Annotated in this window: 22 protein-coding genes; 8 read left to right on the top strand and 14 right to left on the bottom strand. The window is 59.0% G+C overall.

Going from position 1 to position 23,145, the window contains the following annotated elements; translation table 11 throughout:
• Nucleotides 1-141: 141 nt before the first annotated feature.
• The 5 genes from lysS to xerD all read right to left on the bottom strand — a co-directional run bounded on the left by lysS (nucleotide 142) and on the right by xerD (nucleotide 6,224).
• On the bottom strand, nucleotides 142-1,659 hold the full coding sequence (lysS, locus tag HMPREF3140_RS17565) for a lysine--tRNA ligase (protein WP_070553049.1): 1,518 nt from the start codon (nucleotides 1,657-1,659) through the stop codon (nucleotides 142-144).
• A 9-nt stretch (nucleotides 1,660-1,668) separates the two neighbouring features.
• Nucleotides 1,669-2,767 (bottom strand): peptide chain release factor 2 gene (gene prfB, locus HMPREF3140_RS17570; RefSeq protein WP_095858446.1). Its coding sequence is split into 2 segments (ribosomal slippage): nucleotides 1,669-2,691 and nucleotides 2,693-2,767, totalling 1,098 coding nucleotides; the frame shifts between segments, so codons are not numbered across the junction.
• Nucleotides 2,768-2,852: 85 nt separating this feature from the next.
• The gene (gene recJ / locus HMPREF3140_RS17575; RefSeq protein WP_070553050.1) at nucleotides 2,853-4,586 is read right to left on the bottom strand and encodes a single-stranded-DNA-specific exonuclease RecJ; all 1,734 of its coding nucleotides are present in this window, start codon (nucleotides 4,584-4,586) and stop codon (nucleotides 2,853-2,855) included.
• 5 nt (nucleotides 4,587-4,591) lie between these two features.
• Nucleotides 4,592-5,305 carry a bifunctional protein-disulfide isomerase/oxidoreductase DsbC gene (gene dsbC, locus HMPREF3140_RS17580; protein ID WP_032412407.1) on the bottom strand — a complete coding sequence of 238 codons (714 nt, stop codon included), beginning with the start codon at nucleotides 5,303-5,305 and terminating at the stop codon, nucleotides 4,592-4,594.
• Nucleotides 5,306-5,327: 22 nt separating this feature from the next.
• The gene (gene xerD, locus HMPREF3140_RS17585) at nucleotides 5,328-6,224 is read right to left on the bottom strand and encodes a site-specific tyrosine recombinase XerD (protein WP_004144729.1); all 897 of its coding nucleotides are present in this window, start codon (nucleotides 6,222-6,224) and stop codon (nucleotides 5,328-5,330) included.
• 100 nt (nucleotides 6,225-6,324) lie between these two features.
• Here xerD and fldB point away from each other — a divergent pair, with 100 nt between their 5' ends.
• The gene (gene fldB / locus HMPREF3140_RS17590) at nucleotides 6,325-6,846 is read left to right on the top strand and encodes a flavodoxin FldB (protein WP_002916308.1); all 522 of its coding nucleotides are present in this window, start codon (nucleotides 6,325-6,327) and stop codon (nucleotides 6,844-6,846) included.
• 6 nt (nucleotides 6,847-6,852) lie between these two features.
• Here fldB and HMPREF3140_RS17595 read toward each other — a convergent pair whose 3' ends face one another.
• Together HMPREF3140_RS17595 and sdhE are read right to left on the bottom strand one after the other, a co-directional pair.
• Nucleotides 6,853-7,263 (bottom strand): protein YgfX, encoded by a 411-nt coding sequence (locus HMPREF3140_RS17595; protein ID WP_002916310.1) that lies wholly within the window; start codon nucleotides 7,261-7,263, stop codon nucleotides 6,853-6,855.
• Nucleotides 7,244-7,510: an FAD assembly factor SdhE gene (gene sdhE / locus HMPREF3140_RS17600; RefSeq protein ID WP_002916312.1), complete on the bottom strand. Its 267-nt coding sequence runs from the start codon at nucleotides 7,508-7,510 to the stop codon at nucleotides 7,244-7,246. The genes HMPREF3140_RS17595 and sdhE overlap by 20 nt, the downstream gene beginning before the upstream one ends.
• Before the next feature lie 245 nt (nucleotides 7,511-7,755).
• On the opposite strand from sdhE, the gene ygfZ reads away from it, so the two are divergent.
• Nucleotides 7,756-8,739 (top strand): tRNA-modifying protein YgfZ, encoded by a 984-nt coding sequence (ygfZ, locus tag HMPREF3140_RS17605; RefSeq protein ID WP_002916313.1) that lies wholly within the window; start codon nucleotides 7,756-7,758, stop codon nucleotides 8,737-8,739.
• Between the two features lie 150 nt (nucleotides 8,740-8,889).
• On the opposite strand, the gene trhA is transcribed toward ygfZ, so the two are convergent.
• Nucleotides 8,890-9,549: a PAQR family membrane homeostasis protein TrhA gene (gene trhA, locus HMPREF3140_RS17610; protein ID WP_002916317.1), complete on the bottom strand. Its 660-nt coding sequence runs from the start codon at nucleotides 9,547-9,549 to the stop codon at nucleotides 8,890-8,892.
• Nucleotides 9,550-9,712: 163 nt separating this feature from the next.
• Entirely contained in the window at nucleotides 9,713-10,024 is a 312-nt protein-coding gene (gene yqfB / locus HMPREF3140_RS17615; protein WP_004144734.1) for a N(4)-acetylcytidine aminohydrolase, read from the bottom strand.
• Nucleotides 10,025-10,073: 49 nt separating this feature from the next.
• Between yqfB and HMPREF3140_RS17620 the strand changes: the two genes are divergently transcribed.
• The 6 genes from HMPREF3140_RS17620 to HMPREF3140_RS17645 all read left to right on the top strand — a co-directional run bounded on the left by HMPREF3140_RS17620 (nucleotide 10,074) and on the right by HMPREF3140_RS17645 (nucleotide 16,003).
• Nucleotides 10,074-10,802 carry a MurR/RpiR family transcriptional regulator gene (locus HMPREF3140_RS17620; protein ID WP_023342613.1) on the top strand — a complete coding sequence of 243 codons (729 nt, stop codon included), beginning with the start codon at nucleotides 10,074-10,076 and terminating at the stop codon, nucleotides 10,800-10,802.
• Between the two features lie 118 nt (nucleotides 10,803-10,920).
• Nucleotides 10,921-12,354 (top strand): 6-phospho-beta-glucosidase BglA, encoded by a 1,434-nt coding sequence (gene bglA, locus HMPREF3140_RS17625; RefSeq protein ID WP_002916322.1) that lies wholly within the window; start codon nucleotides 10,921-10,923, stop codon nucleotides 12,352-12,354.
• A gap of 124 nt (nucleotides 12,355-12,478) precedes the next feature.
• Complete coding sequence (locus HMPREF3140_RS17630; protein WP_004185561.1) at nucleotides 12,479-12,838, top strand: hypothetical protein; 360 nt, start codon at nucleotides 12,479-12,481, stop codon at nucleotides 12,836-12,838.
• A 49-nt stretch (nucleotides 12,839-12,887) separates the two neighbouring features.
• Nucleotides 12,888-14,897 (top strand): protein-disulfide reductase DsbD family protein, encoded by a 2,010-nt coding sequence (locus tag HMPREF3140_RS17635; protein ID WP_032412410.1) that lies wholly within the window; start codon nucleotides 12,888-12,890, stop codon nucleotides 14,895-14,897.
• Nucleotide 14,898: 1 nt separating this feature from the next.
• The gene (locus tag HMPREF3140_RS17640) at nucleotides 14,899-15,510 is read left to right on the top strand and encodes a DsbA family protein (protein ID WP_021313753.1); all 612 of its coding nucleotides are present in this window, start codon (nucleotides 14,899-14,901) and stop codon (nucleotides 15,508-15,510) included.
• Nucleotides 15,500-16,003 carry a protein disulfide oxidoreductase gene (locus HMPREF3140_RS17645; RefSeq protein WP_023282980.1) on the top strand — a complete coding sequence of 168 codons (504 nt, stop codon included), beginning with the start codon at nucleotides 15,500-15,502 and terminating at the stop codon, nucleotides 16,001-16,003. The genes HMPREF3140_RS17640 and HMPREF3140_RS17645 overlap by 11 nt, the downstream gene beginning before the upstream one ends.
• Nucleotides 16,004-16,123: 120 nt before the next feature.
• Here the strand turns inward: HMPREF3140_RS17645 and HMPREF3140_RS17650 are convergent, their stop codons facing one another.
• The 5 genes from HMPREF3140_RS17650 to ubiI all read right to left on the bottom strand — a co-directional run bounded on the left by HMPREF3140_RS17650 (nucleotide 16,124) and on the right by ubiI (nucleotide 23,143).
• Nucleotides 16,124-16,867 carry an SDR family oxidoreductase gene (locus HMPREF3140_RS17650; RefSeq protein WP_004174442.1) on the bottom strand — a complete coding sequence of 248 codons (744 nt, stop codon included), beginning with the start codon at nucleotides 16,865-16,867 and terminating at the stop codon, nucleotides 16,124-16,126.
• A gap of 62 nt (nucleotides 16,868-16,929) precedes the next feature.
• Nucleotides 16,930-19,803, bottom strand: a complete 2,874-nt coding sequence (gene gcvP / locus HMPREF3140_RS17655; protein ID WP_019704917.1) for an aminomethyl-transferring glycine dehydrogenase — start codon at nucleotides 19,801-19,803, stop codon at nucleotides 16,930-16,932.
• Nucleotides 19,804-20,009: 206 nt separating this feature from the next.
• Entirely contained in the window at nucleotides 20,010-20,399 is a 390-nt protein-coding gene (gene gcvH / locus HMPREF3140_RS17660) for a glycine cleavage system protein GcvH (RefSeq protein ID WP_002916479.1), read from the bottom strand.
• A gap of 24 nt (nucleotides 20,400-20,423) precedes the next feature.
• A complete protein-coding gene (gcvT, locus tag HMPREF3140_RS17665) occupies nucleotides 20,424-21,518 on the bottom strand; it encodes a glycine cleavage system aminomethyltransferase GcvT (protein ID WP_002916480.1) in 1,095 nt (364 codons plus the stop codon).
• Between the two features lie 422 nt (nucleotides 21,519-21,940).
• Nucleotides 21,941-23,143 (bottom strand): FAD-dependent 2-octaprenylphenol hydroxylase, encoded by a 1,203-nt coding sequence (ubiI, locus tag HMPREF3140_RS17670; protein WP_070553051.1) that lies wholly within the window; start codon nucleotides 23,141-23,143, stop codon nucleotides 21,941-21,943.
• Nucleotides 23,144-23,145: the final 2 nt, after the last annotated feature.

Consider the following 23,145-nt stretch of genomic DNA (forward strand, 5'->3'; position numbering starts at 1 on the left):
GTAGCCCGGATAAGGCGTTTACGCCGCCATCCGGGATCCCCGGCTTGCGCTGCGCGGAGCCAGGCTACGCCAGCCTTAGGACCTCACATCAGACATAAAAAAACCCGGCAAGCCGGGTTTTTTGCTTTTCGCGAAGGGCGATTATTTCTGCGGACGCATCGCCGGGAACAGAATAACGTCGCGGATGGTGTGGCTGTTGGTGAACAGCATGACCATGCGATCGATACCGATACCCAGACCAGCGGTCGGTGGCAGGCCGTGTTCCAGCGCGGTGACATAGTCTTCGTCATAGAACATTGCTTCGTCGTCGCCTGCGGCTTTCGCATCAACCTGATCCTGGAAGCGCTGCGCCTGGTCTTCGGCGTCGTTCAGCTCGCTAAAGCCGTTACCGATCTCACGGCCGCCAATGAAGAATTCAAAGCGGTCGGTGATTTCCGGGTTGACGTCGTTACGGCGCGCCAGCGGAGAAACTTCCGCCGGGTATTCGGTGATGAAGGTCGGCTGGATCAGGTGCGCTTCCGCCACTTCTTCGAAGATCTCGGTCACGATACGGCCCAGACCCCAGCTCTTCTCCACTTTGATGCCGATAGATTCAGCGATCGCTTTCGCGGAATCAAAGTTATCCAGATCCGCCATCTCGGTTTCCGGACGGTATTTCTTGATCGCTTCGCGCATGGTCAGTTTTTCAAACGGCTTGCCAAAGTCGAACACCTGGTCGCCGTAAGGCACTTCGGTATTGCCGAGGATGTCCTGCGCCAGGGTGCGGAACAGAGATTCGGTCAGCTCGATCAGATCTTTATAATCCGCATAAGCCATGTAGAGTTCCATCATGGTGAACTCTGGGTTATGACGAACGGAGATCCCTTCGTTACGGAAGTTACGGTTGATCTCGAAGACGCGTTCGAAGCCGCCAACCACCAGACGCTTGAGGTACAGTTCCGGCGCGATACGCAGGTACATGTCCAGATCCAGCGCGTTATGATGGGTGATGAACGGACGCGCGGAAGCGCCGCCCGGGATCACCTGCATCATCGGGGTTTCTACTTCCATAAAGCCGCGGCCAACCATGAACTGACGGATGCCCGCCAGGATCTGCGAACGCACTTTGAAGGTCTTGCGGGATTCATCGTTGGAGATCAGGTCCAGGTAACGCTGGCGATAACGCGCTTCCTGATCCTGCAGGCCGTGGAATTTGTCCGGCAGCGGGCGCAGAGCTTTAGTCAACAGACGCAGCTCGGTGCAGTGGATAGAGAGCTCACCGGTTTTGGTCTTGAACAACTTACCGCGGGCGGCGATGATGTCGCCGAGGTCCCACTTTTTGAACTGGTCGTTATAAACGCCTTCCGCCAGGTCATCACGCGCCACGTACAGCTGGATGCGGCCGCCTACGTCCTGCAGGGTCACGAAGGACGCTTTACCCATGATACGACGGGTCATCATGCGGCCAGCAACGGCCACTTCAACGTTCAGCGCTTCCAGCTCTTCGTTTTCTTTGCCATCGAAGTCAGCGTGCAGTTGGTCAGAGGTATGGTCACGACGGAAATCGTTCGGGAAAGCGACGCCCTGCTCACGCAGCGCAGCCAGCTTCTCGCGACGGGTTTTCAGTTCATTATTAAGGTCAATTGGCGCGTCAGCGCCCTGTGCTTGTTGTTCAGACATGTTGGTTCCTCATAACCCTGCTTTCAAACTTGCTTCGATAAATTGGTCCAGGCTGCCGTCGAGCACCGCCTGAGTGTTGCGGGTTTCCACCCCGGTACGCAGATCTTTAATACGCGAGTCATCCAGCACGTAAGAGCGGATCTGGCTGCCCCAGCCGATATCGGACTTGTTGTCTTCCATCGCCTGCTTCTCGGCATTTTTCTTCTGCATCTCCAGTTCATAAAGCTTTGCTTTCATCTGCTTCATGGCCTGGTCTTTGTTCTTGTGCTGCGAACGGTCGTTCTGGCACTGCGTCACCAATCCGGTCGGGATATGGGTAATACGCACCGCGGATTCCGTACGGTTAACGTGCTGACCACCGGCGCCGGAGGCGCGGTATACGTCAATGCGCAGGTCGGCCGGGTTAATTTCGATATCGATATCGTCTTCCACTTCCGGGTAAACGAACGCGGAGCTGAAGGAGGTATGACGGCGGCCGCCGGAATCGAACGGGCTCTTACGCACCAGACGATGAACGCCGGTTTCCGTACGCAGCCAGCCGTAGGCGTAATCGCCAATGATCTTAATGGTCACGGATTTAATCCCCGCGACTTCACCTTCGGATTCTTCGATGATTTCGGTCTTAAAGCCGCGCGCTTCCGCCCAGCGCAGGTACATGCGCATCAGCATGCTGGCCCAGTCCTGGGCTTCGGTGCCGCCGGAACCGGCCTGAATGTCAAGGTAGCAATCGGCGCTGTCGTATTCGCCGGAGAACATGCGGCGGAACTCAAGCTGCGCCAGCTTCTCTTCCAGGGTATCCAGCTCGGCGACGGCTTCGTTAAAGGTCTCTTCGTCGTCCGCTTCCACGGCCAGATCCAGCAGGCCGGCAACGTCTTCCAGCCCCTGGGACATCTGATCCAGGGTATCTACGATGGCTTCCAGGGAAGAACGCTCTTTACCCAGCGCCTGGGCGCGTTCGGGTTCGTTCCACACGTCCGGCTGTTCCAGCTCGGCGTTTACTTCTTCGAGACGCTCTTTCTTGGCATCGTAGTCAAAGATACCCCCTAAGAACGTCGGAGCGCTCCGTGAGGTCCTGAATGCGGTTTTTTACCGGATTTATTTCAAACATGGTCGGTTTCTTTTAATGGATTTGTCAAAATGCGGTGATAAGAGCGGAATTCTACCGGATTCGCGCCCTTATTCCTACACTGTTGTCAATTTGGCCAGAGGTGATCGATGATCAGCTGCAGGCTACGGTTGCCGCGGAACTCGTTGATGTCGAGCTTGTAGGCTAACTGGACTTCACGCACGCCGTTATCCGGCCAGATGGAAGTATCAACGTTGAAGGCGATACCGTCCAGCAGCGGCCCGCCGTCAACCGGTTCGACCATCACCTTCAGGTGACGCTCGCCCACCAGCCGCTGCTGCAGCAGGCGAAAACGACCGTCAAATAGCGGTTCCGGGAACATCTGCCCCCACGGCCCGGCGTCGCGCAGCATCTGCGCCACTTCCATGCTCATCTCCGCCGCCGCCAGCGGGCCATCGGAAACCACCTCGCCCTGCAACAGCGCAGGATCCAGCCATTCGGTCACCAGCTCGCCGAAGCGCTGTTGAAACTCTTCAAAACGCGCCTCCTCCAGCGATAAGCCCGCCGCCATCGCGTGGCCGCCGAACTTCAGGATTAGCCCGGGATAAAGCGTATCAAGGCGCTCCAGCGCATCGCGCATATGCAACCCCTGAATGGAACGACCGGAGCCTTTCAGCGTGCCGTCGCCGGTAGGCGCAAAAGCGATAACCGGGCGATGGAAGCGCTCCTTAATCCGCGAGGCGAGAATGCCGACTACCCCTTGATGCCATTGCGGATGGTACATCGCCAGCCCGCCGGGCAGGGTATCGGCGCTGCGCTCCAGCTGCTGACAGAGCGTTAGCGCTTCCGCCTGCATCCCCTGCTCAATCTCTTTGCGCGTCTGATTAAGCGCATCGAGCTCGTTGGCCAGCACCCGCGCTTCGCCGATGTTGTCGCACAGCAGCAGCGCGACGCCGACCGACATGTCGTCCAGCCGTCCCGCCGCGTTCAGGCGCGGCCCGAGGGCGAAACCGAGGTCGCTGGCCGCCAGCTTTTGCGGATCGCGGTTGGCAATTTCCAACAGCGCCTTAATACCGGGCCGACATTTGCCGGCGCGAATGCGGCTTAACCCCTGCCAGGTGAGGATACGGTTGTTAGCATCCAGCGGCACGACGTCCGCGACGGTGCCTAGCGCCACCAGATCCAGCAGCTCGGCAAGGTTCGGCGCGGGGATGCCGCGAGCGTCGAACCAGCCTTTATCGCGCAGAAAAGTGCGCAGCGCCAGCATCAGATAAAACGCCACCCCCACCCCGGCCAGTGATTTTGACGGGAAGTCGCAATCGTGCAGGTTGGGATTAACGATAGCTTCCGCCGCCGGCAGCGTCTCGCCCGGCAGATGGTGATCGGTCACCAGCACCGGGATCCCCAGCGCATGGGCATGATCGACGCCGGCATGGGACGAGATCCCGTTGTCGACGGTCATGATCATCTGCGCGCCGCGAGCATGGGCCTGATCGACCACTTCCGGGCTTAAACCGTAGCCGTCTTCAAAGCGGTTCGGCACCAGATAGGAGACGTTGCCGTAACCCAGCGCGCGCAGGGCCAACACGCTGAGCGCGGTGCTGGTGGCGCCGTCGGCGTCAAAATCGCCGACCACCACGATGTGCAACCCTTTCTGGAACGCGTCATGCAGCATCTCGACCGCTTTTTCAACGCCGGTGAGCTGCGTCCAGGGGAGCATGCCTTTGACGCTGCGCTCCAGCTCCTGCGCGCTGCGCACCCCGCGGCTGGCATATAGCCGCTGCAGCAGCGGCGGCAGGTCGGCGGGGAGTTCGACGCCGTCAACCGCCTCGCGGCGGCGTAGTTGTATCTGTTGTTTCACGCGAATCAGTTACCGCTTGTCTGTTTTTTGTGCTCATCGAGGAACGCCTTCAGCTCTTTCGGCCCCTGATAGCCCGGCAGCACCATGCCGTTACTGAGGACCATCGCCGGCGTACCGTTGACGCCCATCTGCACGCCGAGGGTGTAATGTTTGGCGATATCTACGCTGCAGCTCGCCGGCTGCACGCCTTTACCATTCATGGCGTCATCCAGCGCTTTGTTGCGATCTTTCGCGCACCAGATGGCCTTCATGTCCTGCTCCGCCTGGCTTTGCAGACCCTGGCGCGGGAAAGCCAGATAGCGCACGCTGATCCCCAGCGCGTTGTAGTCGCTCATCTGCTCGTGCAGTTTATGACAGTAGCCGCAGGTAATATCGGTGAAAACGGTGATGACGTGCTGCTCCTTCGGCGCTTTGTAGACAATCATCTCATTGCTCAGCGCGTTCAGCTTACCCAGCAGCAGCTGGTTGGTGACGTTGACCGGCTGCGCGCCGCTCACGTCGTACATTGGCCCCTGGATGATATGCTTGCCGTCGTCGGTCACGTACAGCACGCCGCTGTCGGTCAGCACCGTGCTCATCCCGGAAACCGGCGATGGTTGAATATCGGTGCTCTGCACACCCAGCTTCGCCAGCGACTGTTTAATTGCCGCGCTATCGGCGTGCGCCGCTCCTGAAAGGGAGGCCGCCAGCAGGGTGAACATCAATAAACCTTTTTTCATACTCAGTCCTTTTGTTCAGCACTCACGCCCGCGGGTGGTGCTGTTGATGAAGTTGTCGCAGACGCTCGGTCGCCACGTGGGTGTATATCTGCGTGGTGGAGAGATCGCTGTGTCCTAACAGCATCTGCACCACGCGCAGATCGGCGCCATGATTGAGCAAATGCGTGGCGAACGCATGGCGTAACACGTGCGGGGAAAGCTTTTCGCTGTCGATCCCCGCCAGTACGGCATAGTGTTTAATCCGATGCCAGAAGGTCTGGCGCGTCATCTGCTGGGCGCGCTGGCTGGGAAATAAGACATCCGACGCCACGCCGTTCAGCAGCCAGGGGCGACCATACTCGAGGTAATTTTCCACCCACAGTACCGCCTCTTCCCCCAGCGGCACCAGCCGCTCTTTGTTGCCTTTTCCCACCACCCGCAGCACGCCCTGCCGCAGGCTGATGTCGCTCATCGTCAGCCCCACCAGCTCCGAGACGCGCAGGCCGGTGGCATACAGCACCTCCAGCATCGCTTTATCGCGCAATTCCAGCGGCTGCTCCACCAGCGGCGCCTGCAGCAGGCGCTCAACCTGCGCCTCACTGAGATCTTTTGGCAGCCGCTGCGGTAGCTTCGGCGAGGCCAGCAGCGCGCTGGGATCGTCCGGGCGAATTTTTTCCCGGTACAGATGCTGGAAAAAACGGCGCACGGCGCTCAGCAGGCGCGCGGTGCTGGTGGCTTTGTAGCCGCCGGACTGCCGCTCAGCCAGCAGCGCCTGCAGATCGTCGCTGCCAACGCTTGCCAGCGACAGGCCGCGATGGTGCAGCCACTCAACTAACATCGTCAAATCGCGACGGTAGGCGCTGAGCGTATTCTCCGCCAGGTTGCGCTCCAGCCAAAGGGCATCGAGAAACTGTTCGATTAGTGCCAGATCCTGTTTCACATCGGCCTCTTTGTTCGTTAAACGCTCTCATTATGCCTTAAGAGGACGCCTTTCTGGTACACTGCCCGCCATTCACGGCAAGAATCGAGATGTTTACGCGATGAATATAGGTCTGTTTTACGGCTCCAGTACCTGCTACACCGAAATGGCCGCGGAGAAAATCCGCGATATCATCGGCCCCGAACTGGTGACGCTGCACAATCTGAAAGATGACTCCCCCGCGCTGATGAGCCAGTACGACGTACTGATCCTTGGCATCCCGACCTGGGATTTCGGCGAAATTCAGGAAGACTGGGAAGCGGTCTGGGATCAGCTGGACACCCTGAACCTCGAGGGAAAGATCGTCGCGCTGTACGGCATGGGCGATCAACTGGGCTACGGCGAATGGTTCCTTGACGCGCTCGGCATGCTGCATGACAAGCTGGCGACCAGGGGCGTGAAGTTTGTCGGCTACTGGCCAACCGAAGGCTATGAGTTCACCAGCCCGAAACCGGTGATCGCCGATGGCCAACTGTTCGTTGGCCTGGCGCTGGATGAAACCAACCAGTACGACCTGAGCGACGAGCGCATCCAGAGCTGGTGCGAGCAGATCCTCGGCGAAATGGCCGAACACTTTTCCTGACGCGGCTTACTCCTGCGCCGGTTTTTGCAGCACCAGCCGGCGCAGATCGCGCCACTCTCCGGCGTCCATGCTGTCCGCCGCCAGCCAAAGATGCTGTCCGCGCCGGGTATCGACATGGCGCAAACGCAGCAGCATACCGCTATTGATAACCCACGGCGTCCCGAGGATCTCCCATTCGGCGTTTTGCCAGCGAAGACGGGAATCGGTGAGCAGTTTTATCTCCCCGCGACGGGCATGGATCCGCCGCTGGCTGCGCACGCAGTCGAAGACCACCAGCGACAGCAGCAGCAGCCAGATCGGGGTATAGCTCAGCGGCCAGGGAACCAACAGCACCAGGGCCGCCACCACGCCGTGAAGCAGCAGGGAAAACCACTGCGCGCGCCAGGAGATACGGAGATCAGATTGCCACAGGACCACGTTCCCGATTCCGTGTCTGAATTAAGGTTACCATCCGCTGCAGCTCCGCATCGGCCGGTTTGCCGTGGTTCATCAGCCAGTTGAACAGATCCGGATCGTCATTTTCCAGCAGGCGAATGAACAGCTGTTTGTCAGCGTCGCTGAGGGTATCGTACTCATACTCAAAGAACGGCATGATGGAGATGTCGAGTTCGCGCATCCCGCGGCGGCATGCCCAGTGGATACGTGCTTTATTGTTAATGTCCATGTTGACCTTCCAGCAGCAAAATATAGGTTAGTTTAACCCGTTTTCTGCCGTAACTTTACAGGAATATCGCTGAATGCGAGCATCCTTCCATAAAAACCTTAAAATAATGATGGGTTTATTGATTCCCTGCGTCAGGCGGCTGTCTCACGCCAGCGCACAAATGGCCTGTTGAAAGCACTTGCAATGCACTATAGCTCTTTTACCATTGGTCACACACACTGCGTTAAGCGATTCAGGATATGACTATGGCTTTTACACCTTTTCCTCCGCGTCAGCCTTCCTCTTCCGCTCGTCTGCCGTTAACGCTGATGACCCTGGATGACTGGGCGCTGGCGACAATTAGCGGGCCGGACAGCGAAAAATATCTGCAGGGGCAGATTACCGCCGATGTGAGTCATCTCACCGATGCCCAGCATCTGCTTGCCGCCCACTGTGATGCCAAAGGCAAGATGTGGAGCAACCTGCGCGTATTCCGTCGCGAGGGCGGCTTCGCGTGGATTGAGCGCCGCAGCCTGCGCGACGCGCAGCTGACCGAGCTGAAAAAATATGCCGTCTTCTCCAAAGTCACCATCGCCGCCAACGACGATCTGGTTCTGCTGGGAGTAGCCGGCTTCCAGGCGCGCGCCGCGCTGGCGCCGCTGTTCGCCGCCTTGCCCGACGCTGCCACCCCGGTGGTCAGCGAAGGCGCCACCAGCCTGCTGTGGTTTGAACACCCGGGCGAGCGCTTCCTGCTGGTGACCGATGTCGACACCGCCAACCGCGTCACCGACGCGTTGCGCGGCGAAGCGCAGTTTAACAACAGCCAACAGTGGCTGGCGCTGAATATTGAAGCCGGTCTGCCGGTTATCGACAGCGCCAACAGCGGGCAGTTCATTCCGCAGGCCACCAACCTGCAGGCGCTGGGCGGCATCAGCTTCAAAAAAGGCTGCTACACCGGCCAGGAAATGGTCGCGAGGGCGAAATTCCGCGGCGCCAATAAGCGCGCGCTGTGGACGCTGTCAGGGACCGCCAGCCGGGTGCCGGAAGCCGGGGAAGACCTGGAGCTGAAGATGGGCGACAACTGGCGCCGCACCGGTACGGTGCTGGCAGCCGTACAGCTGGATGACGGAAGCCTGATGGTCCAGGTAGTGATGAATAACGACATGGAACCGGACAGCGTGTTCCGTGTACGCGACGATGCCGGCAGCCTGAGCATCAAACCATTGCCGTATTCGCTGGAAGAAAATTAAGGAAAAGTTCCCGGCTTGCGGCGCTTGCGCCTTAGCCGGGCTACCCGGCCGCAGTATTTTGTAGCCACGGTAAGCGCAGCGCCACCGTGGAATTTCCAGGCCGTAGAGTATTGTAGCCACGGTAAGCGCAGCGCCACCGTGGGATGTTTATCAGGACTGGCCGATGTAAAGATAAATCGCCAGGAAGTGACACACGCTGCCGCCGAGCACGAAGCCGTGCCAGATAGCGTGGTTATAAGGAATACGTTTGCAGACGTAGAAGATGACCCCCAGCGAGTACACCACCCCGCCAACCGCCAGCAGCGTTACCCCGCCCACCGCCAGCTTCACCGCCAGCTGATAGACCACGATAAGCGACAGCCAGCCCATGGTCAGATAGGTCACCAGCGACAAAATTTTAAAGCGGTGCGCGATGGTCAGCTTAAACAGGATCCCCAGCAGCGCCAGGCTCCAGATGACGATCATCAGCCCCTTCGCCAGCGGTGAATTCAATCCCACCAGCAAAAACGGCGTGTAGGTCCCGGCAATCAACAGGTAGATAGCGCAGTGGTCGAATTTCTTCAGCCACTGTTTCGCCCGCTGATGCGGGATCGCGTGATAGAGCGTGGAAGCGAGGAACAGCATAATCATGCTGCCGCCGTACAGGCTGTAGCTGGCGATCGCCGTCGCGCTGGCGTTTGTATCCGCCGCCTGCACCAGCAGCAACACAAGGCCGACGATACCGAACACCAGCCCGATCCCGTGGCTGATGCTGTTGGCAACTTCCTCTGCCAGAGAATATCCCTGAGTGATTAATGGTTTGCGAACCATACTGGACTCCGTGAAAACAAGAACGCTTTCATTGCCCACTTAGGGTAACTGAGAATGATTCCAGTGAACACCTGTTAGCTAAAATAAAACGATGTATATTTGTAAATACATTAAAATCAAAAAGTTACATTTTTATTTCAACTCACAGCTGTTCCTGATTATCTTAAAGCGTTTTGAATTCAATGACATAAAACTGGCTCTCGCCAGGATAGATGTCGCTGATGACCTGCCGCAGCTGCCCGAGAGTCATATTCTCCTGTTGCGCATGCTGTTCGGTCAGCGTATCGAGCGTCACCGTCGAGGTCGCGGTCACGGCGATGGTGCAAAAATAGCCGTCATCTTCATAGCGCCCAACGCGCAGCACATCGCCGGGCTTAAAGTGCGACTCCGCTGCATCGCGAATGGTGATGGTTTTGCGCCCGGCGAGGATGTCGTCCTGAAAACGCTGAAAAAAGGTAATGTCATTGGCCTGCATGATATAATTCCGTCCTGGTCATTATGAATTGTGAGTTCGCCCTGTGAGTATGTTCTCCCACGCCGCTGTCGCCAGTCTCAATAATCTTGAGATGATGGTCTACCACTACGTCATTAAAAATCGTGACAAAGTGATGTACATGACCATCCGCGAACTGGCCGAGGCCGCCGGGGTCTCCACGACTACCGTGTTACGCTTCTGCCGCAAACTGCAGTGCGAGGGCTACTCTGAATTTCGCGTGCGCTTTAAATTATATCTCGAGCAGAATGAGCCTCAACAGGCAAATATCGGCGCCAGCGAAATAATGAGCTTTTTTAAAAGCGTCAATAATGACGAGTTCGATGAATTACTCGAGCAGGCCGTCGATATTATTCTCGCCTCCGAACGTATTATTTTTGTCGGCGCCGGCACCTCCGGCGCGCTGGCGAAATATGGCGCACGCTTCTTCTCCAACGTCGGTAAATTCAGCAACCATATTGACGACCCCTATTTTCCGGTAACCAACGATATGGCCCGCAACGCGCTGGCGATCGTGCTTTCCGTCTCTGGCGAGACGGAAGAGATCCTGCGCTTTGCCAGCCAGTTCAGCCTGCATCATTGCAAGGTGATGTCGATTACCAGCCATGAGCATTCGCGGCTGGCCAAACTGGCTGATTTCAATCTCTCCTGGCACGTGCCGCAGACGCGCATTGGCGGCGTCTACGATATTACAACGCAAATTCCAGTGATCTATATTCTCGAATCCCTCGGACGTAAATTAGCGAGCAAAATCAGCTAAAAATAACAGCCTGTTTTTTTGATGTAACATATTACCTTTGGCGGAATTTGTTATATCGTGACATTCACTTTCACTTTGCTAGACTCGAGAACAATAGTTATTAGAGAGATTAGCCAGGATGAAAAAATTAACCCTTCCGAAAGATTTTTTATGGGGCGGCGCGGTCGCCGCGCATCAGGTTGAAGGCGGCTGGGATCAGGGCGGCAAAGGCCCCAGCATCTGCGATGTGTTGACCGGCGGGGCGCACGGCGTGCCGCGCGAAATCACCCACCAGGTCGAAGCGGGAAAATACTACCCGAACCACGAAGCCGTCGACTTCTACGGTCGCTACAAAGAAGACATCAAACTGTTCGCCGAGATGGGCTTCAAATGCTTCCGCACCTCTATCGCCTGGACCCGCATCTTCCCGCAGGGTGACGAAACCCAGCCGAATGAAGAGGGGCTGAAGTTCTACGACGACATGTTCGACGAGCTGCTGAAATACAACATCGAACCGGTGATCACCCTCTCCCACTTCGAGATGCCCCTGCACCTGGTGCAGCAGTACGGCGGCTGGACCAACCGCAAAGTGGTCGATTTCTTTGTACGCTTCGCCGAAGTGGTCTTCGAGCGCTATAAGCACAAAGTGAAATACTGGATGACCTTTAACGAGATCAACAACCAGCGCAACTGGCGCGCGCCGCTGTTCGGCTACTGCTGCTCCGGGGTGGTCTATACCGAGCATGACAATCCGGAAGAGACCATGTACCAGGTGCTGCACCACCAGTTCGTGGCCAGCGCGCTGGCGGTGAAAGCGGCGCGGCGCATCAACCCGGACATGCAGGTCGGCTGCATGCTGGCGATGGTCGCCCTCTACCCTTACTCCTGCAAACCGGAAGATGTCATGTTCGCCCAGGAGTCGATGCGCGAGCGCTACGTCTTTACCGACGTCCAGCTGCGCGGTTACTACCCGAGCTATGTGTTGAATGAATGGGAACGCCGCGGCTTCAACATCAGGATGGAAGACGGCGACGCGCAGATCCTGCGCGAAGGTACCTGCGCCTATCTCGGCTTCAGCTACTACATGACCAACGCGGTGAAAGCTGAGGGCGGCACTGGCGACGCCATTTCCGGTTTCGAAGGCAGCGTGCCGAACCCGCACGTCAAAGCTTCCGACTGGGGCTGGCAGATTGACCCGGTCGGCCTGCGCTATTCTCTGTGTGAACTGTATGAGCGTTATCAGAAGCCGCTGTTTATCGTGGAAAACGGCTTTGGCGCCTACGACAAAGTAGAAGCTGACGGCAGCATCAACGATGACTACCGCATCGACTACCTGCGCGCCCACATCGAAGAGATGATCAAAGCGGTCACTTATGACGGCGTCGATCTGCTGGGCTATACCCCATGGGGCTGCATCGACTGCGTCTCCTTCACCACCGGGCAGTACAGCAAACGCTACGGCTTCATCTACGTCAACAAACACGACGATGGCACCGGCGATATGTCCCGCTCGCGCAAGAAGAGCTTTAACTGGTACAAAGAGGTCATCGCCAGCAACGGTGAGAACCTGTAACTAACCGCCCTCTCCCGGCCGGGGGAGGGCTAATTGCTTATCCGCCAGACACTTCTTTACAGCTTTACCATTGCCAAAACCCGTTCGCCCGTTAAGATAAGCCTCGTGAATATTTGAGGCAATCATGATTAAGCGACAACGCAAAGCCATTCTTTTTGTCCTCCTGGCCTGTCTGGTGGTGCTAACCTGCACCGCTCAACGGATGGCCGGGATGCACGCGCTGGTCATGAACCTCACCGCCGACAGCCCGTCGCTACAGCAAAACCAGGATCAGGCCGAGGCGCCGGTCACGCCGTGCGAGCTCAGCGCCAAGTCGCTGATGGCCGTTCCGCCGATGCTGTTTGAAGGGGCGCTGTTGGCTATCACCCTGCTGCTGGCGGTGCTGGCGGCGATCCCGCCGCGTATCGAACGCCAGTGGCCTCCCCGCGTTATCTCCTCACCCCGATTGCGGGTGCATCTGCGATTATGCGTCTTCCGTGAGTGATTGATTCTCCTGACAGTTCAGGTTAATTCATCACTTACGGAGCAAACTTATGTATATGGTATTCAGGCGACTACTGGTCTGCCTGCTTTGGCTATGGCTGCCCGTCAGCCAGGCCGCCGACAGCGGCTGGCTGCGCGCCGCCGACAATCAACACGCCAGCGTCCGCCTGCGGGCGCAAACCGAGAGCAATGGCGACACTCGCCTGCTTTTAGACGTAGCGCTGGAAAAGGGCTGGAAAACCTACTGGCGCTCGCCAGGGGAAGGCGGCATCGCGCCGGCTATCGCCTGGCACACGCCGCTGGAGGTGAGCTGGCGCTGGCCGACGCCGCAGCGCTTCGACGTCGCGGGCATTTCCACTCAGGGGTACCACGGCGACGTCAGCTTCCCGATGACCCTGCACGGGAAGATACCGCCGACGCTTAGCGGCGTCCTGACGCTCTCTACCTGCAGCAATGTCTGTATTCTCACTGACTATCCCTTTTCGCTGGATATGACGACTCCGGCGGGGGAGCGATTTAATTATGATTTTACCCGCGCGATGGGCACGCTGCCGTTGCGCGATGGCCTGACTTCGCAGCTGACCGCCAGCTACGTCAGCGGCAAACTGACGGTGACCGCCCGCCGCGATGCCGGCTGGCAGCAGCCAGCACTGTTTATCGACAACATGGAGGATGTCGATTTCGGCAAACCGAACTTTACCACCCGCGGCGCTACGTTGACCGCCACCGTACCGGTCACCGACAGCTGGGGCGAAGCGGCGCCGGATCTGCGCGGTAAAACCTTGTCGCTGGTGCTGGCGGATAGCGGTCAGGCGCAGGAAAGCCAAATCGCCGTCGCCGCCGGCAGCGCCGCGCCGGGGCTGGCGTTAGGCTGGGTGCTGCTGATGGCGCTGGCCGGCGGGCTTATTCTCAACGTCATGCCCTGCGTGCTGCCGGTGCTGGCGATGAAGCTCGGCTCGCTGGTGCAAACCGAAGGTCGCGAACGCGGCGCGGTGCGGCGGCAGTTCCTCGCCTCGGTGTGCGGGATCGTCGTCTCGTTCCTGGCGCTGGCGCTGATGATGACCGCGCTACGCCTGGGGAATCAGGCGCTCGGCTGGGGCATCCAGTTCCAGAACCCGTGGTTTATCGGCGCGATGGCGCTGGTGATGGTGCTGTTCAGCGCCAGTTTATTGGGGCTGTTCGAAATCCGCCTCTCCTCCAGCGCCAGCACTTTCCTCGCCACCAGGGGCGGCAACGGCTTAATGGGCCATTTCTGGCAGGGCGCCTTCGCCACCCTGCTGGCGACGCCCTGTACCGCGCCATTCCTCGGTACCGCCGTGTCGGTGGCGCTGGTGGCGCCCCTGCCGCTGCTGTGGGGCATTTTCTTCGCCATGGGGATCGGCATGAGCCTGCCGTGGCTGCTGATCGTTGCCTGGCCGGGTCTGGCGCAACGTCTACCGCGCCCGGGCCGCTGGATGAATCATCTGCGCGTGGTGCTGGGGCTAATGATGCTTGGTTCAGCGCTATGGCTGGTCAGCCTGCTGACGATCCACATCGGCCGTACGCCGGTGCTTACCCTGCTGGTGATTCTGGCCATCGCCCTGCTAGTGGCCACCGCCTGGCGCTACCGCTGGCGGACGGCGCTGCGCGCGGGCGCCCTGGCCATCGTGGTGGCGGGCGCCGTCGCCTTTGTCGCCCAACAGGACGGCCAGGGCCCGCGCCGGGACCGGGTTAACTGGCAGCCGCTCAGCGAGCAGGCTATCGCCAGCGCCCTGGCGGAGCATAAGCGGGTATTTATTGATGTCACCGCCGACTGGTGCGTGACCTGTAAAGCCAACAAATACAACGTGCTGCTGCGCGACGACGTCCAGCAGGCGCTGTTAGCGCCAGACGTAGTCGCCCTGCGCGGCGACTGGAGCCGCCCCTCCGCTGACATTAGCCAGTTTTTAACCGCACGCGGCAGCGCCGCGGTGCCGTTTAACCAGATTTACGGACCGGAATTGCCGCAGGGACAGATTCTGCCTGCGCTGTTAGACCGCGAACACCTTCTCGCCACCCTGTCCGCCGCTAAAGGAAAATAACATGAGAACTATCACAGCCTTATTACTGCTGTGCGTATCGGCCATCAGCTTCGCCGCCCCGGCGGAAGAACCACAATCGAACGGTAATGACCAGTTAGCCCAGCTGCTGTTTAACGATCCAAATAGCCCGCGCACCGGCGCGAAAGAGCCAAAACTCACAATCGTCTCGTTTACCGATTACAACTGTCCTTACTGCAAACAGTTTGATCCGCTGCTGGAAAAAATCGTCCACGATAACCCGGACATCCAGCTCATCGTTAAGCTGCTGCCGTTTAAAGGGCAGAGTTCGGTGAATGCCGCTAAAGCCGCGCTCTCCACCTGGCGTCAGCAGCCCGATAAATTCTGGGCGCTGCATCAGCGGCTGATGGCGAAAAAAGGCTATCACGATGACGCCAGTATCGCCGCCGCGCAGAAGAAAACCGCTACCGATAGCGTAAATATCGATGACAAGACCATGGATTCGCTGAAGATGAACCTGATTTTGTCGCAGGTGCTGAATATTCAGGGCACCCCGGCAACGATCATCGGCGATCAGATGGTGGCCGGCGCGATCCCTGCTGAAGACCTGGAGGGGCTGGTGAAAGAGCAGCTGGCGAAAGCCCGTGGCCAGTAAAATCAGGCGCTGGCTGCGCGAGCTGGCGGTGTGGCTGCTGATTGGCGCGGCGGTGAGCCTGGCGGTGGATTATTTTCGCCAGCCCGCGCTGCCGCAAAACGTCAGCGCCACATCGCTGCAGACACTCGACGGCAGGACGCTGGATCTGCATGCCATAAGCCAGCAAAAGCCGCTGCTGCTGTACGTCTGGGCGACCTGGTGCGGAGTTTGTCGCTATACCACGCCGTCGGTGGCATCGCTTGCCGCGGACAGCGGCAATGTGCTGACGGTAGCCCTGCGTTCCGGCGATAACGTCACGCTGGAGAAGTGGCTGACCAGGAAGAAAATGACGCTGCCGACGGTGAATGATCCGAGCGGCCAGCTGGCGCGGCAGTGGGACATCCAGGTAACGCCAACGCTGGTGGTCATTTCTCAAGGCGAGGTGAAGTCGGTCACCACCGGCTGGACCAGCAGTTGGGGAATGCGCCTGCGGCTGTGGCTGGCCTCCTGGTAGACCGTCGGGCTTTAGCGGTTTTTATGCCGGGTAAGGCGTATCCGCCACCCGGCCTACCATTCGGCTTTGACCCCGTAGGCCCGGCAAGCGCAGCGCCGCCGGGCAATAGACATCTACGGGTTATTTCCCGCCCGCCAGTTCAAGGAAGCTACCCGTCACATACGACGCTTTGTCGCTCAGCAGCCAGGCAATGGCCTGAGCGACCTCTTCCGGCTGGCCGCCGCGCTGCATCGGTAGCGAACCTTTCACTCGATCCACGCGTCCCGGTTCACCGCCGGAGGCGTGCATCTCGGTATAAATCAGCCCCGGACGCACGCCGTTCACCCGGATCCCCTGCGCCGCCACCTCCAGCGCCAGCCCGGTAGTCAGGGTATCTACCGCCCCTTTCGACGCGGCATAGTCAACGTACTCCCCCGGCGCGCCAAGGCGCGACGCCGCCGACGACACGTTAACTATCGCCCCGCCCTTACCGCCATGTCGATGTGACATGCGCTTTACCGCCTCGCGACAGCAGAGGAAATAACCGGTGACGTTGGTGGCCAGCACGCGGTTAATACGCTCGGCGCTCAGGCTCTCCACCGTACACTGGGTAAACAGGATCCCGGCGTTGTTGACCAGCGCCGTCAGCGGCTCGCCCATGCGGTCGATCGCCTCAAACATCGCCATCACCTGCGCTTCATCGCTGATGTCCGCCCGCAGCGCCGTGGCTTTGCCGCCAGACGCCACAATGGTATTCACCACCTCGGTGGCGGCGTTAATGTTGTGATGGTAATTGACCGCCACGGTATATCCTTCCTGCGCCAACAGCAGCGCCGTCGCCCGGCCTATGCCGCGGCTCGCGCCGCTAATAAGAGCTATTCCCATACCTTCCCTCCAAAAAAATAAAGGCGCCGCAGCGCCTTTAAAAGTTTAGCTAAAACGCAAACTTACTGGTATTCGCTCATCGGCACGCAGGAGCAGAACAGGTTGCGGTCGCCGTAGACATCATCCAGACGTTTCACCGTCGGCCAGTACTTGTTGTGCAACCCTGCCGGGAATACCGCCAGCTCACGGCTGTACGGATGGTTCCACTCGCCCACCAGCTCGCCCTGGGTGTGCGGCGCGTTCACCAGAGGGTTATCCTCCAACGGCCATTCGCCGGCTTTGACGCGGTCGATTTCCGCGCGGATCGCCAGCATCGCGTCGATAAAGCGGTCCAGCTCGACCTTGCTTTCCGATTCCGTCGGCTCAACCATCAGCGTTCCCGCTACCGGGAAAGACATGGTCGGGGCATGGAAGCCAAAGTCGATCAGGCGCTTGGCGATATCCAGCTCGCTAATGCCGGTCTCTTCTTTCAGCGGACGAATATCGAGAATGCATTCGTGCGCTACGCGACCATCGCGACCGGTGTAGAGCACCGGGTAGGCGTCTTTCAGTCGGGTAGCGATGTAGTTGGCGTTAAGGATCGCGTTCTGGCTCGCCTGCTTCAGCCCTTCCGCACCCATCATGCGGATATACATCCAGCTGATCGGTAGAATGGACGCGCTGCCGAACGGCGCGGCGGAAACCGCGCCCTGGCGGGTCAGCATACCTTCAATCTGTACCACGCTGTGGCCCGGCACGAACGGCGCCAGGTGCGCTTTCACGCCGATTGGGCCCATGCCCGGGCCGCCGCCGCCGTGCGGAATGCAGAACGTTTTATGCAGGTTGAGGTGCGAAACGTCAGCGCCGATAAAGCCCGGAGAGGTGATCCCGACCTGGGCGTTCATGTTGGCGCCATCGAGGTAAACCTGGCCGCCGAACTGATGCACTATCTCGCACACTTCACGGATGGTCTCTTCATACACGCCGTGGGTCGACGGATAGGTGACCATGATGCAGGAGAGATTCGCCCCCGCCTGCTCTGCTTTTTCACGCAGATCGGCGAGATCGATGTTGCCGTTTTTATCACAGGCAACGACCACTACCTGCATACCCGCCATCTGCGCGGAAGCCGGGTTGGTGCCGTGCGCGGAGCTAGGGATCAGGCAGATATCGCGATGGCCTTCGTTGCGGCTCTCGTGATAATGGCGAATCGCCAGCAGGCCAGCATATTCACCCTGCGCGCCGGAGTTCGGCTGCATGCAGACGGCGTCATAGCCGGTCAGTTTCACCAGCCAGTCGGAAAGCTGGGCGATCATCTGCTGATACCCTTCCGCCTGCTCGACCGGGCAGAACGGGTGCAGCTCGGCGAATTCCGGCCAGGTGATCGGGATCATCTCCGCCGCGGCGTTCAGTTTCATGGTGCAGGAGCCCAGCGGGATCATCGCCTGGTTCAGCGCCAGATCTTTACGCTCCAGGGCGTGCATGTAGCGCATCATCTCGGTTTCGCTATGGTAGCGGTTAAACACCGGATGGGTGAGGATCGCATCGTCGCGCAGCATCGCCGCCGGGATCGAACGGCTATCCAGCGCCACGTCTTTATCCAGGGTATCGATATCCAGACCGTGATCGTCGCCGACGATGGCGCGGAACAGGTTCAGCACATCTTCGCGGGTGGTCGCTTCATCGAGCGTAATGCCCACCGCGCCGTGAATATCGCTGCGCAGGTTAATCTGCAGGGCTTCGGCACGCGCCAGCACCGCGGCTTTATCCGCCACTTCGACGCACAGGGTGTCGAAGTAGTGGGCATGGCGCAGCTTCAGCCCTTTCTTCTGCAGGCCGTCGGCCAGAATGTCGGTCAGACGATGAATGCGGCCAGCGATACGTTTCAGACCCGCCGGGCCGTGGAATACCGCGTACAGGCTGGCGATGTTGGCCAGCAGCACCTGCGAGGTACAAATGTTGGAGTTCGCTTTCTCACGGCGGATGTGCTGCTCGCGAGTCTGCATCGCCATGCGCAGCGCGGTATTCCCCGCCGCATCTTTCGATACGCCGATAATCCGGCCCGGCATGGAGCGTTTGAATTCATCTTTCGCCGCGAAGAAGGCCGCGTGCGGGCCGCCGTAGCCCATCGGCACGCCGAAGCGTTGGGCGGAACCGAAAACGATATCGGCGCCCTGCTTGCCCGGCGCCGTCAGCAGCACCAGCGCCATAAAGTCGGCAGCGACACTGACAATCACTTTGCGCGCTTTCAGCTCGGCGATCAGTTTGCTGTAATCGTGGATTTCGCCGGTGGTGCCCACCTGCTGCAGCAGCACGCCGAAGACATCCTGGTGATCGAGCACTTTGTCGGCGTCATCGACGATCACCTCGAAGCCGAAGGTTTCCGCGCGGGTGCGCACCACGTCCAGGGTTTGCGGATGGACGTCGGCGGCAACGAAGAAGCGGTTGGCGCTCTTCAGTTTACTGACGCGTTTGGCCATCGCCATCGCTTCGGCGGCGGCGGTGGCTTCATCGAGCAGCGAAGCGGAAGCGATATCCAACCCGGTCAGATCCAGAGTGACCTGCTGGAAGTTGAGCAGCGACTCCAGACGGCCCTGGGATACTTCCGGCTGGTAAGGGGTATAGGCGGTATACCAGCCCGGGTTTTCCAGCATGTTGCGCTGAATGACCGGCGGCAGCTGCACGGCGGTATAGCCCATGCCGATGTAAGACTTGAAGCGCTTGTTGCGACCGGCAATCGCCTTCAGCTCCGCCAGCGCGGCGAATTCGGTAGTCGCGTCGCCCACCTGCGGTGGGGTCGCCAGCTGGATATCCTGCGGCACAATCTGGCCGATCAGGGCGTTAAGCGAATCCGCGCCGACGGTCTTCAGCATCTCTTGCTGCTGCTGAGCGTCCGGGCCAATGTGACGTTCAATAAAGGCGTCGCGGTTTTCAAGCTGACTTAAAGTCTGAGTCATGAGCGATGGTTCCTGAAACGTGCGGTGAATCGTGGTTGTCTGACTGGTTTGCCCGGCAAGCGCTGATGCTTACCGGGCCAGAATACGCAAAATCATTCGCGTTGCAGGAAGGCGGCGACACAGCGACTCCCCGGGAGCTTACAAAAGTAAGTGACCGGGGGGAGCCAGGAAGCCAACGCCCCTGCAGCGTGAAGGATGAAGCGTATTTATTCGTCTTCCAGTAAAGCTTCATACGCGGCGGCATCCAGCAGCGCGGCAACCTGCGCTTCGTCGCTGGCTTTGATCTTGAAGATCCAGCCGTCGGTATACGGGTCGCTGTTGACCAGTTCCGGAGAGTCGTTCAGCTCTTCGTTGACGGCAACGATTTCACCGCTAATCGGCGCGTAGATATCGGAGGCCGCCTTCACGGATTCGGCAACCGCGCAATCGGCGCCCGCTTCAACGGTGGCGCCCACTTCCGGCAGGTCAACGAAAACCATATCGCCAAGCAGCTCCTGCGCGTGCTCGGTGATCCCAACGGTATAGGTACCGTCCGCTTCTTTACGCAGCCACTCGTGTTCTTTGCTGTATTTCAGTTCTGCTGGTACGTTGCTCATCAATTCATCTCCAAAAAAGGGAAATCACACAATGGCTTTGCCATTGCGTACAAAACCAGGTTTAGTCACTTTAACCGGCATTTCACGGTTACGGATTTGCACCACCGCGGTGTCGCCAATCCCGGCCGGCACGCGAGCCAGCGCGATGCTGTAGCCCAGCGTCGGTGAGAAGGTGCCGCTGGTGATAATGCCTTCTTTTTGATTACCGTCGCTATCGGTAAAACGGACCGGCAGACCACCGCGCAGGACGCCTTTCTCGGTCATCACCAGGCCAACCAGCTGCTCGGTGCCTTTTTCACGCTGCATCTCCAGCGCTTCGCGGCCGATGAAGTTACGATCGGCGGGCTCCCAGGCGATAGTCCAGCCCATGTTCGCCGCCAGCGGGGAAACGCCTTCGTCCATCTCCTGGCCGTACAGGTTCATCCCAGCCTCCAGGCGCAGGGTGTCGCGCGCGCCAAGACCGCACGGCTTAACGCCAGCGTCCAGCAGACCGCGCCAGAAATCAGCCGCCTGCTCGTTCGGCATCGCAATTTCATAACCCGCTTCGCCGGTATAGCCGGTGGTGGCGATAAACAGGTCGCCGGCCTGCACGCCGAAGAACGGCTTCATGCCTTCCACGGCCTGACGCTGAGCGTCGGTAAACAGCGTCGCCGCCTTCGCTTTCGCCTGGGGGCCCTGGACCGCGATAAGCGACAGATCGTCGCGAACGGTAATTTCAAGGCCGTAAGGTTCAGCTTGTTCGGAGATCCAGGCGAGGTCTTTTTCGCGGGTAGCGGAGTTAACAACGAGGCGGAAATAATCTTCAGAAAGGAAATAGACAATCAGGTCGTCGATGACGCCGGCAGAGGCGGTCAGCATGCCGGTGTAGAGCGCTTTGCCCGGGGTGGTGAGCTTCGCCACATCGTTGGCCAGCAAATAGCGCAAGAACTCGCGGATCCGGCTGCCGTGGAAATCGACGATGGTCATATGCGACACATCGAACATCCCTGCATCGCCGCGCACCGCATGGTGCTCATCAATCTGGGACCCATAATGCAGCGGCATCATCCAGCCATGGAAATCCACCATGCGCGCGCCGCACAGCGTGTGTTGTTCATACAACGGAGTCTGTTGAGCCATCTTTTCCTCATCGAATAAAACGGAACCAGCCACGAAATTGTCGGCGATTTTGCGCCACGAAATTCGGCGTCGGCATCGCTGACGGACGCCGACGCAAACGTTCTCTTTGGCCTGAACTTACCACCGAACCCGGCGCTAAACCATAAGCTCATTCAGGGCATCACATTAGCTTATGGCTAAAATCCGCCGAAAAGCCTACAGAGTTATTGACTGGAAAAAAGCGATTTACGCCACATAAAATTAACATTAACGGCGCGACAATTAGGTAATGATGGTGTTTTATGCGATTTTACGGCTCTAATTTCTTTAACAAAAAAAAGGACGCATTAATAAATCTAATGCGAAAAAAGAGGTGAAATTAGAATATTTCAAATGAGGGGGAAAACCCGGCGCCCAGGCCGGGTGAAAGAAGTGTGACGCGGTTAACGTAACCAGGCAGGCAGATCGTTGAGGCCCATCGCCTGGCGAATCAGCTGCGGTTTCACGCCCGGCAGCGTATCGGCCAGTTTGAGTCCCACATCGCGAAGAAATTTCTTCGCCGGATGGCTCCCGGAGAACATTTCGCGGAAGCCCTGCATGCCCGCCAGCATCAGCGCCGCGCTGTGCTTGCGGCTGCGCTCGTAGCGGCGCAGATAAAGATGCTGGCCGATATCTTTGCCCTGAGCGTGCAGGCGCTTCAGCTCGTCAATAAGCTCGGCGGCATCCATAAAACCGAGGTTGACCCCCTGCCCGGCCAGCGGATGGATGGTATGCGCGGCATCGCCGACCAGCGCCAGTCGGTGGGCGGCAAACTGACGGGCATAGCGGCCGGTCAGCGGGAAAACTTCACGTTCACTTGCCAGCTGGCAGAGGCCAAGGCGATTATCGAACGCGATATTCAGCGCCTGGTTGAAGGTGGTTTCATCAGCCTGCTGCATCCGCTGCGCTTCCCCCGGCGATAGCGACCAGACGATCGAGCACAGGTGCGGATCGCTGAGCGGCAGGAAGGCGAGGATCCCGTCGCCATGGAACGCCTGGCGGGCCACCGCCTGATGCGGCTCAGCGGTACGGATGGTCGCCACCAGCGCATGATGATGGTAATCCCAGAAGGTCAGCGGAATATCGGCTTTATTGCGCAGCCATGAATTGGCACCATCGGCGCCGATCACCAGCCGCGCGGTCAGCATGCTGCCGTCCTGCAGGCTGAGAAAGGCTTCATTCTCGCCCCACGCCACCTGCTGAAGTTCCGCCGGAGCCAGCAGGGTAACGTCAGCGCAACGCTGCGCCTTCTGCCACAATGCATGATGCACTACGGCATTTTCGATAATATAGCCAAGGTGGCTAAAGCCCATGCTCTGGTCATCGAAGCTAATGTGGCCAAAGCTGTCTTTATCCCACACTTCCATACCGTGATAGCAGCTGGCCCTCTGGGCGACGATCTCGCGCCAGACGTCCAGCTTTGTCAGCAGCTTTTCGCTGGCGGCATTAATTGCCGAAACGCGCAGCGCCGGCGGCGCATCGGCGGCCAGCGGTCGCGGCTCTGCTTTCTCCAGCACTGCGACGCGCAGGCCGCTACCCTGTAGACCGCAGGCTACCGCCAGCCCCACCATTCCACCGCCAACAATGGCAACATCAACACTTTTCACGT

The sequence above is a fragment of the Klebsiella sp. HMSC16A12 genome (assembly GCF_001808265.1).
GTDB classification, from domain to species: Bacteria; Pseudomonadota; Gammaproteobacteria; order Enterobacterales; family Enterobacteriaceae; genus Klebsiella; species Klebsiella pneumoniae.

Bases quoted from the DNA above. Each gene is read 5' to 3' on its own strand.
- lysS (WP_070553049.1), bottom strand. From the start codon at position 1,659: ATGTCTGAACAACAAGCACAGGGCGCTGACGCGCCAATTGACCTTAAT.
- dsbC (WP_032412407.1), bottom strand. From the start codon at position 5,305: ATGAAAAAAGGTTTATTGATGTTCACCCTGCTGGCGGCCTCCCTTTCA.
- fldB (WP_002916308.1), top strand. From the start codon at position 6,325: ATGAATATAGGTCTGTTTTACGGCTCCAGTACCTGCTACACCGAAATG.
- sdhE (WP_002916312.1), bottom strand. From the start codon at position 7,510: ATGGACATTAACAATAAAGCACGTATCCACTGGGCATGCCGCCGCGGG.
- ygfZ (WP_002916313.1), top strand. From the start codon at position 7,756: ATGGCTTTTACACCTTTTCCTCCGCGTCAGCCTTCCTCTTCCGCTCGT.
- trhA (WP_002916317.1), bottom strand. From the start codon at position 9,549: ATGGTTCGCAAACCATTAATCACTCAGGGATATTCTCTGGCAGAGGAA.
- yqfB (WP_004144734.1), bottom strand. From the start codon at position 10,024: ATGCAGGCCAATGACATTACCTTTTTTCAGCGTTTTCAGGACGACATC.
- HMPREF3140_RS17620 (WP_023342613.1), top strand. From the start codon at position 10,074: ATGTTCTCCCACGCCGCTGTCGCCAGTCTCAATAATCTTGAGATGATG.
- bglA (WP_002916322.1), top strand. From the start codon at position 10,921: ATGAAAAAATTAACCCTTCCGAAAGATTTTTTATGGGGCGGCGCGGTC.
- HMPREF3140_RS17630 (WP_004185561.1), top strand. From the start codon at position 12,479: ATGATTAAGCGACAACGCAAAGCCATTCTTTTTGTCCTCCTGGCCTGT.
- HMPREF3140_RS17635 (WP_032412410.1), top strand. From the start codon at position 12,888: ATGTATATGGTATTCAGGCGACTACTGGTCTGCCTGCTTTGGCTATGG.
- HMPREF3140_RS17640 (WP_021313753.1), top strand. From the start codon at position 14,899: ATGAGAACTATCACAGCCTTATTACTGCTGTGCGTATCGGCCATCAGC.
- HMPREF3140_RS17650 (WP_004174442.1), bottom strand. From the start codon at position 16,867: ATGGGAATAGCTCTTATTAGCGGCGCGAGCCGCGGCATAGGCCGGGCG.
- gcvP (WP_019704917.1), bottom strand. From the start codon at position 19,803: ATGACTCAGACTTTAAGTCAGCTTGAAAACCGCGACGCCTTTATTGAA.
- gcvH (WP_002916479.1), bottom strand. From the start codon at position 20,399: ATGAGCAACGTACCAGCAGAACTGAAATACAGCAAAGAACACGAGTGG.
- gcvT (WP_002916480.1), bottom strand. From the start codon at position 21,518: ATGGCTCAACAGACTCCGTTGTATGAACAACACACGCTGTGCGGCGCG.